The organism is Mesorhizobium kowhaii, assembly GCF_042431665.1.
GTDB classification, from domain to species: Bacteria; Pseudomonadota; Alphaproteobacteria; order Rhizobiales; family Rhizobiaceae; genus Mesorhizobium; species Mesorhizobium kowhaii.
Window position 1 is genome coordinate 1 of sequence record NZ_JBHLYT010000139.1, and the last position, 7350, is coordinate 7350.

General features: G+C 58.6%; 4 protein-coding genes and 3 pseudogenes. 3 read left to right on the forward strand and 4 right to left on the reverse strand.

Annotation, left to right across the window (positions count from 1 at the left end; translation table 11 throughout):
• Positions 1-106: 106 nt before the first annotated feature.
• The 3 genes and pseudogenes from ACFFNA_RS36090 to ACFFNA_RS36100 form a co-directional block, all read right to left on the reverse strand.
• Positions 107-332: pseudogene (locus tag ACFFNA_RS36090) on the reverse strand (CoA transferase); the annotation flags it as partial.
• Positions 329-1594, reverse strand: a complete 1266-nt coding sequence (locus ACFFNA_RS36095; RefSeq protein ID WP_378924751.1) for a methylaspartate ammonia-lyase — start codon at positions 1592-1594, stop codon at positions 329-331. The gene ACFFNA_RS36095 and the pseudogene ACFFNA_RS36090, both read right to left, overlap by 4 nt.
• A 168-nt stretch (positions 1595-1762) precedes the next feature.
• Positions 1763-3154 carry an aminotransferase gene (locus ACFFNA_RS36100; RefSeq protein WP_378924745.1) on the reverse strand — a complete coding sequence of 464 codons (1392 nt, stop codon included), beginning with the start codon at positions 3152-3154 and terminating at the stop codon, positions 1763-1765.
• Between the two features lie 332 nt (positions 3155-3486).
• Here ACFFNA_RS36100 and doeA point away from each other — a divergent pair, with 332 nt between their 5' ends.
• The 3 genes and pseudogenes from doeA to ACFFNA_RS36115 all read left to right on the forward strand — a co-directional run bounded on the left by doeA (position 3487) and on the right by ACFFNA_RS36115 (position 5769).
• Positions 3487-4668: an ectoine hydrolase DoeA gene (gene doeA / locus ACFFNA_RS36105; protein WP_378924747.1), complete on the forward strand. Its 1182-nt coding sequence runs from the start codon at positions 3487-3489 to the stop codon at positions 4666-4668.
• Between the two features lie 289 nt (positions 4669-4957).
• Positions 4958-5219 (forward strand): annotated as a pseudogene (locus tag ACFFNA_RS36110) (MFS transporter); the annotation flags it as partial.
• A 37-nt stretch (positions 5220-5256) separates the two neighbouring features.
• On the forward strand, positions 5257-5769 hold the full coding sequence (locus ACFFNA_RS36115) for a site-specific integrase (protein ID WP_378924749.1): 513 nt from the start codon (positions 5257-5259) through the stop codon (positions 5767-5769).
• A gap of 3 nt (positions 5770-5772) precedes the next feature.
• Here ACFFNA_RS36115 and ACFFNA_RS36120 read toward each other — a convergent pair.
• A pseudogene (locus ACFFNA_RS36120) lies at positions 5773-7250 on the reverse strand (Tn3 family transposase); the annotation flags it as partial.
• Positions 7251-7350: the final 100 nt, after the last annotated feature.

Here is a 7350-nt window from a genome sequence, read left to right on the forward strand (position 1 = left end):
CAATCCATGCCCTTCAATTGCCGAGCAGTTCGAGATCCTTGCCGCCTGATCATTGGCGCGAAAGCGTCGCGTCGTGACCGAAATCACGATTTGCGACAGAACCGGTCTCGGTGGTTAGATCAAGACAAACCGATTCCTTGCCCCGGTTCAGCCACACGAAATACGCGCTCTGACCTTTGACCAGCTTGTCGTAATGGCGCGCAAAATCACCTTCAGGTCGCTCGACCTTGAGAACTCGGGGCACCGGCGTCTGCCAACCGGCACGAGGCGTACGGGGCCGCCACGGCCTGCTCGACTGCAACGACCGGAATGCCGTCCAATGCACCACTCATGCGGTTACCCCAGTATTCTTGGCCATTTGGGACCTGCGGTAGTCAAGTGTTGCGAGAGTACGGCTCTGTTCGTTGCCAACGATCGACAGACCCTCATCAACGCCCATGCCCGGTTTGGCAAGCATCATGTCCGCACCGGTCGCCAAAGCGATGTGTGTCGCCACCCTTGCGGATAGATCGGTCTCTGCGCAGCTCCCACCGAGATATGCGCCTACGCCGTTCTGTTTGCATATCAGAACCGCTCGCGCGCTGTCGGCCACGGTACCGACGTCCGGCATCTTGATCTGTACCAAATGCGCCGCTTTGGCTTCAGCAAACAATTTTATGTCATCAAAGGTATTGCAGCGCTCGTCGACCACAACGCGTGCATTCGAGCCGCGGTCGTCTAGATGGCTGACGATCTTCGCATAATTGTCCAACTGCCCGGTCAACGAGCCGTAGTCAACCGGACACTCGATGTTCAGGGCAAACCCGGGAACACGGTCGCCGACGCGGCAAATGAAATCAGCCACATCTTGTGGGTCTTGGCCAATCTCAAGGCCGATCCAGCCGTAAACGTCGAAGTGCAAGGTTGGGTGGTATCGCGGTTGGCCAATATCCACGATCCGGGCTGCCACATGCTCGACGAATTCAACAAAATGGCTGCCCTGCACGCCAAATTTTTCACGGGAGTTCACTAGCCCGTGAGGGAGGATGTCCACGGATTTCAGGATCATCTTGTCGATGTTGATGTCGCGGGAATCGCCGCTCTGGCTGAAAAGCGGTATTCGCTTATCCGGCAGTCTGGTTTCGAATTCTCGGCACAGGACCTCGACCATCGTCGTTCGGGGAACATGTGCTGCGGCGGCAAGCAAAGCCTGGCTCACCCCGTACTCCAAGGCGAGGGGCAATCGCCTTCCCTCTGTAGGGCCAAGAACATACGCATTGGCATCAAGGAACTTGGAAACGTCAGCATCGAGCAGCCTAGGCGCCACGGTTTCGCGTAGGACCGCTTCCATCTGCTTGCTATCGAAAAGGGGATCACTACCCCACGCACCCGAATACTGGACGCTCATCATGTCGCCCCACACAACAGCGCCGTCCTGCAAAGCCAGACCCAGCCCGAGGGAAGCGGCAGGCATCCGTATCGACTCGAACCCGGGGGTAACCGGTGCACCGGTATAGACGAAGCCATCCTGCACGGCACCGGCCCGGATTGCCGCTTGGTCATCATAAAAAAACGCGCCAACTCCCGGCGCAAGAATCACGTCCCTAATCTGCACTGACATTGTCCAATGTGTCCCGCCAGCGAGCACTGGTCCGTCCGGACGTCTGGGATAAAGCCGTTTTCCCGACGGCTTGCCAATATAATGTCCCGCAGCCACCCATCGCGATGTGAGATGGTGGGGGTGCAGGCGCCTGCTTGAACAGTGTCGCCTGCGGGGGATGCCTCAAGCGATACTTTCTGCCCGGACGTACTGCTCGACTTCGTCGAGCGTTTTTTCAGCCCTCGCCACGACCTCTAGCGCCTGTTCTTCAGTAATAATCAGCGGCGGGCAGAATATGAGCTGGTCACCGACCACGCGCATGATGATGTTGTTGGCTAGAGCCGCCGCGAATGCCTTAGTCCCCGCCTTGCCTGCCTGCTCGAAGCCAGCTCGGGAGCGCTTGTCCGGAGCCATCTCGACGGCAGCCATCAGGCCGACGCCGCGGACATCGCCTACTAGGGGGTGATCCGATAGCTGCTGGAGCCGGTCCATGAACACCTTTCCGACCCTTGCGGAGTGGCCTACTAGGTCCCGCTCCTCAATGATTTTGAGGTTCTCGAGCGCCACTGCCGTCGCGACCGGGTGTCCAGTCGTGGTGTAACCGTGTCCCCACGTACCAATTTTCGCGGTGTTGTCCGCGATGATGTTGTAAATTTCCTCGGTGAACAGAATGGCGGCGAGCGGCATGTAAGAAGATGTCAGCTGCTTCGACGTGACCATGATGTCGGGTTTAATACCGAAATAGGTTGACCCGAACATCGTCCCTAGGCGGCCAAAGCCGTTGACCACTTCGTCCGCGACCAGGAAAACATCATACTTCCGGCAGATGGCCTCGACACCCTGCCAGTAACCTTGCGGCGGTACCAAGACACCAGCGGCCGCCATCAGAGGCTCGCCGATAAATGCTGCGACCGTTTCGGGCCCCTCGCGAAGAATTGTCTCCTCAAGCTCGGCCAGCAGCCTTGCCGTAAACTCGGCTTCGGATTCACCATCCAATCCGGAGGTACGGAGATGCGGAGTTGTCAGGTGGATAACCGGAATGATCGGCATATCGAAGTCGCGATGGTTGTTCGGCAGGCCAGTCAGGCTCCCCGATACCATCGTGATACCGTGATAGCCCTTCTTTCGGGCGAGAAACTTCTTCTTCTTCGGCAGCCCACGGGCGTTGTTGAGATACCAGATCATCTTGACGACCGTGTCGTTCGCCTCGGACCCTGAATTGGTATACGAGACACGTGTAATGTGGTCCGGGGTGATCTCGACCAGCTTTTCCGCGAGCCTTATGTTCGGCTCGTGACTCATGTGGTTGAATGTGTGATAAAAGGGCAGCCGCTGCATCTGTTTCACCGCAGCATCGACCAGCCGTTGCTCGCTGAACCCCAGTCCGACAGACCAAAGGCCGGCAAAGCTCTCGATATATTTCTTTCCGGTCACGTCATAGACGTAGATACCTTCACCACGCTCCATGATTAGCGGGCCCTTCTGCTCGTGGAGCCGCGCATTGGTGAAAGGGTGCAGCCCAGTAGCGATATCCGCTGCCGCCAAAGAGTTCGAGAATGTGGGTCCAGTATCCATCTGTTCTGCTCCGGTGAAATGTGGTGCTTCGGCGAGGCAGGTTTCACAAAGGGATAGCCTTCGCCGTAGGCCCTCTCCCGCTCTACGCGGTCAGAGCGCGAGCGAGGATCAATGACGGCGCCGTGTCAGTCAACTCGGGAATCAAGATCGGATCCATCTAAAGAACCGATGGGTGGAAATTGCATTCACCATCTCGCAGCGAGATGGCCGGAATATCGAAATTGCGTTTGACGGGCGCCGCGTTGGGGAGTGACTTTCGAAACCGTGTCAAAAAGATCAACGGGGGAGCGGTGTCACTCCTTCCAACGGTTTTCACAAAGGGAGACAGCCGCGTGCCCGCAACCAACCTGAATTTCAGCATGGAGGAATATCGCTCCCGGCTCAGCAAGTCCCGAGCCGAGATGCAGCGGCGTGGGATCGACACGCTAATCGTCAGCGAACCCGCGAACATGGCATGGCTAACCGGCTATGACGGCTGGTCGTTCTACGTCCACCAAGCGGTCATCGTGCCATCGGAAGGGGATCCGATCTGGTGGGGCCGGATCGTCGACGAAAATGGTGCTAACCGGACCGTTTATTTCTCGCCAGAGAATGTCATCAGTTACGCTGACACATATGTCCACGCAACCGACTGCCATCCAATGGAAGATCTTTGCAAGCACCTGGTGAACCGCAAGCTCGACAAAGGCGTCGTCGGGGTTGAACTCGATAATTATTGGTTCACGGCTGCAGCCTACGAGATCCTCAAGAACGGTCTGCCCAACGCGACATTCGTTGATGCAGGGGTGCTCGTGAACTGGCAGCGCGCCGTCAAAAGCCCGGCCGAGATCGAATACATGAGGCGTGCCGGCAAGATCGTCACCAAGATGCACGAACGCATCGTGGAGAAGATGGAGCCCGGGATGCGCAAATGCGACCTAGTTGCTGAAATTTATGACGCCTCGATCCGCGGCACGCCAGAATTCGGTGGTGACTATCCATCAGCGGTCCCCATGCTGCCGTCGGGGGCCGATGCCTCGGCATGCCATCTGACTTGGGATGACAAGCCGCTCCGCAATAACGAGGGCACGTTCTTCGAAATCGCAGGGGTGTGCAAGCGCTACCACGTCCCGACCGCGCGCACTGTCTACCTCGGAAAGCCCGCACAGAAGTGGTTCGATGCCGAAAAGGCCACGCTGGAAGGCATGGAAGCGGGTCTCGCCGTGGCCAAGGCCGGCAACACCTGCGAAGACTGGGCCAAGGCCTTCTTTGACGTCTTGAAGAAGTACGGCCTGCACAAGTCCAACCGCACGGGCTACCCGATCGGTCTGTCCTATCCGCCGGACTGGGGCGAGCACACCATGAGCCTCCGTCCTGGCGACAAGACCATCCTCCAGCCGGGCATGACTTTCCATTTCATGACTGCACTTTGGTTCGAGGACTGGGGCATCGAAATCACAGAAACAGTGCTGATCAAGCCCGATGGCAACGAATGCCTGTCAAACGTACCTCGGCAGCTCTTCGTCAAGAACTAGGTAGGCGTGAATACTCCGCCTTTCCAAGGGTCCGGTCCATACCGGGCCCTTCGCCTGCAACTATTGCCTCAAGAACTCTTCAAGTCCACGATCCAGGGCTTGTATGGTTTGAGCCTCTTTCAGGCGCTCTCCGCCGATTGACCTTTGCCGTATGCGATTGCCCGCGGCGAGGCTGGTCCGTACCAACTGGGGGCGATGAAGGCCGCGACTGAGCCTTGAATTATTGAGGGCTTTCATCGCAGGCATGAGCAACGGCTTCCTGAGGCGGATCATGTCTCAAAACAGGCTGGTGGCGTTCCGCGCCGGCGCACGAAACTTGGACGCTCCAGCGCAACCTCCAAACGCCGTCACTTTGGACAGAGACCTTTCGTACGCCAACCTGGATGGACTTTCTTCGCCTGAACCATCGGCTCACGGCAGCGGACAAGGAAATCAGCCAGCGCCTTCTCGCCCTGCATGATGGAGAGCTTTCTTCAAACACAGTGCTTTCGATCGAACGAACAACCGAGGCGGCGCGTACCCGTCCTTCAGCGATCGTTTCTCGTCCTTGAGGTGACGTCATGTGGAAGCTGTTGGCCGAGGTGCAGCATGAGCGGACATTTACTCCTGGCGCCGCTCCTGGAGTCCTACTTACGCCGGCCCTTGACCAAGCAGCGCAACGCGACTCCCGCGACCGTGGCCAGCTATCGCGACGCCTTGCGCATCCTGATCCTTTTTGCCGCCGCCCGGTTGCGGAAGAGGCCGGCGGCGTTGACGCTCGAAGATCTCGACCGAGACCTCGTTCTCGCTTTTCTCGACGAGCTCGAGGAGAAGCGGAACAATTCCGTCGCCACGCGCAACGCCCGCTTGTCCGCGATCCGATCCTTCTTCCACCATGTCGCAGCCGCCGACCCGGCGTCCTTCGGTGTCGCCCAACGCGTGCTGACGATTCCCATTAAACGGGCGCACATTGGGGGTGACGCACCATCTCACCAAGGCCGAAGTGGACACCCTCATCGCGGCGCCCGATCCAAAGACGCCCCGTGGTCGGCGCGACCGAGCCTTTCTGGGGTCAGGACAAGAGCTGTTCAAAATCTTGCGCTAAGGGCGAACGGATCGTGAACTCTATGCTGCTCGACGGATTGGGGTCGGAAGTCTTAGCGATCGGAATCCTTCAGGCATTTGATGTTCCGCGTCCCAAGTGTAGATGCCGGTCAGGTTGATGTGCTCCCAACTCAACGGCGAGATGTGCTTCAGCAGATGATCCGGAACCTCTCGACGTGCACTGCGCAAATGGGCAACCGCCCGCTCTATGTAAACTGTATTCCAATGCACGATCGCGCTGACGACGAGGTTCAAGCCTGATGCGCGAAACGCCTGGCTTTCGAACGACCGATCGCGGATTTCGCCCCGCTCATGGAAGAAAACGGCACGCTTGAGTTTGTGCGCTGCCTCACCTTTGTTGAGTCCGGCTTGGCAGCGCCGGCGCAATGTCGGGCTCGAGTACCATTCGATCATGAAGAGAGACCGCTCAATACGACCCAGTTCCCGCAGCGCCCTGGCGAGCTGACCTTCTTTTGGCGATGCCGAAAGCTTCTTCAGGATGGTCGACGGCACGACGGATCGCGTCGTGATCGACGCTGCCAGGTGAAGCAGATCGTCCCAGTGGTCGCGAGAATGAGCGTGGTGTTGATCGGTGCTCCGATGTGGTTCGACACTGCTGGGTATGCGTCGCCCTTCTCGAACGTGTGGAACTTCCGATCTTTGAGATTGCGTAACCGAGGTGCGAAGCGTTTGCCGATCAAGGCGAACAATCCGAAGACGTGATCGCTGGCGCCGCCGGTGTCGGTGAAGTGCTCTTGGATATCGAGGACCGTGTCCTGATCGAAAAGCCCGTCGAGTACATAGGCGGCCTCGCTTTCGGTCGGACTGATCGGCAGGATACTGAAATACCCGTACTGGTCGGACAGGTGGCTGTAGAACTTCGATCCGGGCTCGCTGCCGTAGTGCAAGTTGATATCTCCGCGCTTGGCGGCACGGTCGCTTGCGCGGAAGAATTGACCATCCGACGAAGATGTCGTTCCGTCGCCCCAAAGTCGGGAATGCGGGTGCCGGGCATGCGCATCTGTCACGCACGCCTGAGCCGCGCGATATGTCTCTGAACGGGCATGGAATGTGCGCATCCAGCCGATCTGGTGTGCGCTGATCCCCTTGGACGCGCTTGCCATCCGCTTCGGCCCGAGGTTGGTCGCATCCGCCAGAACGCCGGCCAGCATGGCCGAGACATTCCTTGGGTTGTCACCTGTGCGAACATGCGTGAAATGATCGGCGAAGCCGGTCCACTCGTGCACTTCTCGTAGGAGGTCCGGCACCTCGACCAGCGGATAGAGCTCGCTGATCTCGGCATTCAGTTCTTCGGCTGCAGCGGGAACCTCGCCGGCATTCGGCGTGACGATCAACGTTCCCCCTTCAAGACGAACACCTTCGAGCTTTCCGGACCGCGCTCTATGCGCCAGTCGCTTCAGGTTGAAGTCGAGCATTTGCCGCGCTTCGGCTAGCCACTCGGCGGCATCGCCCTGTACGCCCAGTCCGAGCCGATCCTGTCGAAGACGGTCGAAACCCGCTGATAAACGACGACAAGATCTGAAGCGCTGGAAGAGCAAAGGCGGCCGCCCGCGCGCTCTTCAACTAGCGCTGTAGCGG

Coding starts and splice junctions, on each gene's coding strand:
- ACFFNA_RS36100 (WP_378924745.1), bottom strand. CDS start 3,154: ATGGATACTGGACCCACATTCTCGAACTCTTTGGCGGCAGCGGATATC.
- ACFFNA_RS36115 (WP_378924749.1), top strand. CDS start 5,257: ATGAGCGGACATTTACTCCTGGCGCCGCTCCTGGAGTCCTACTTACGC.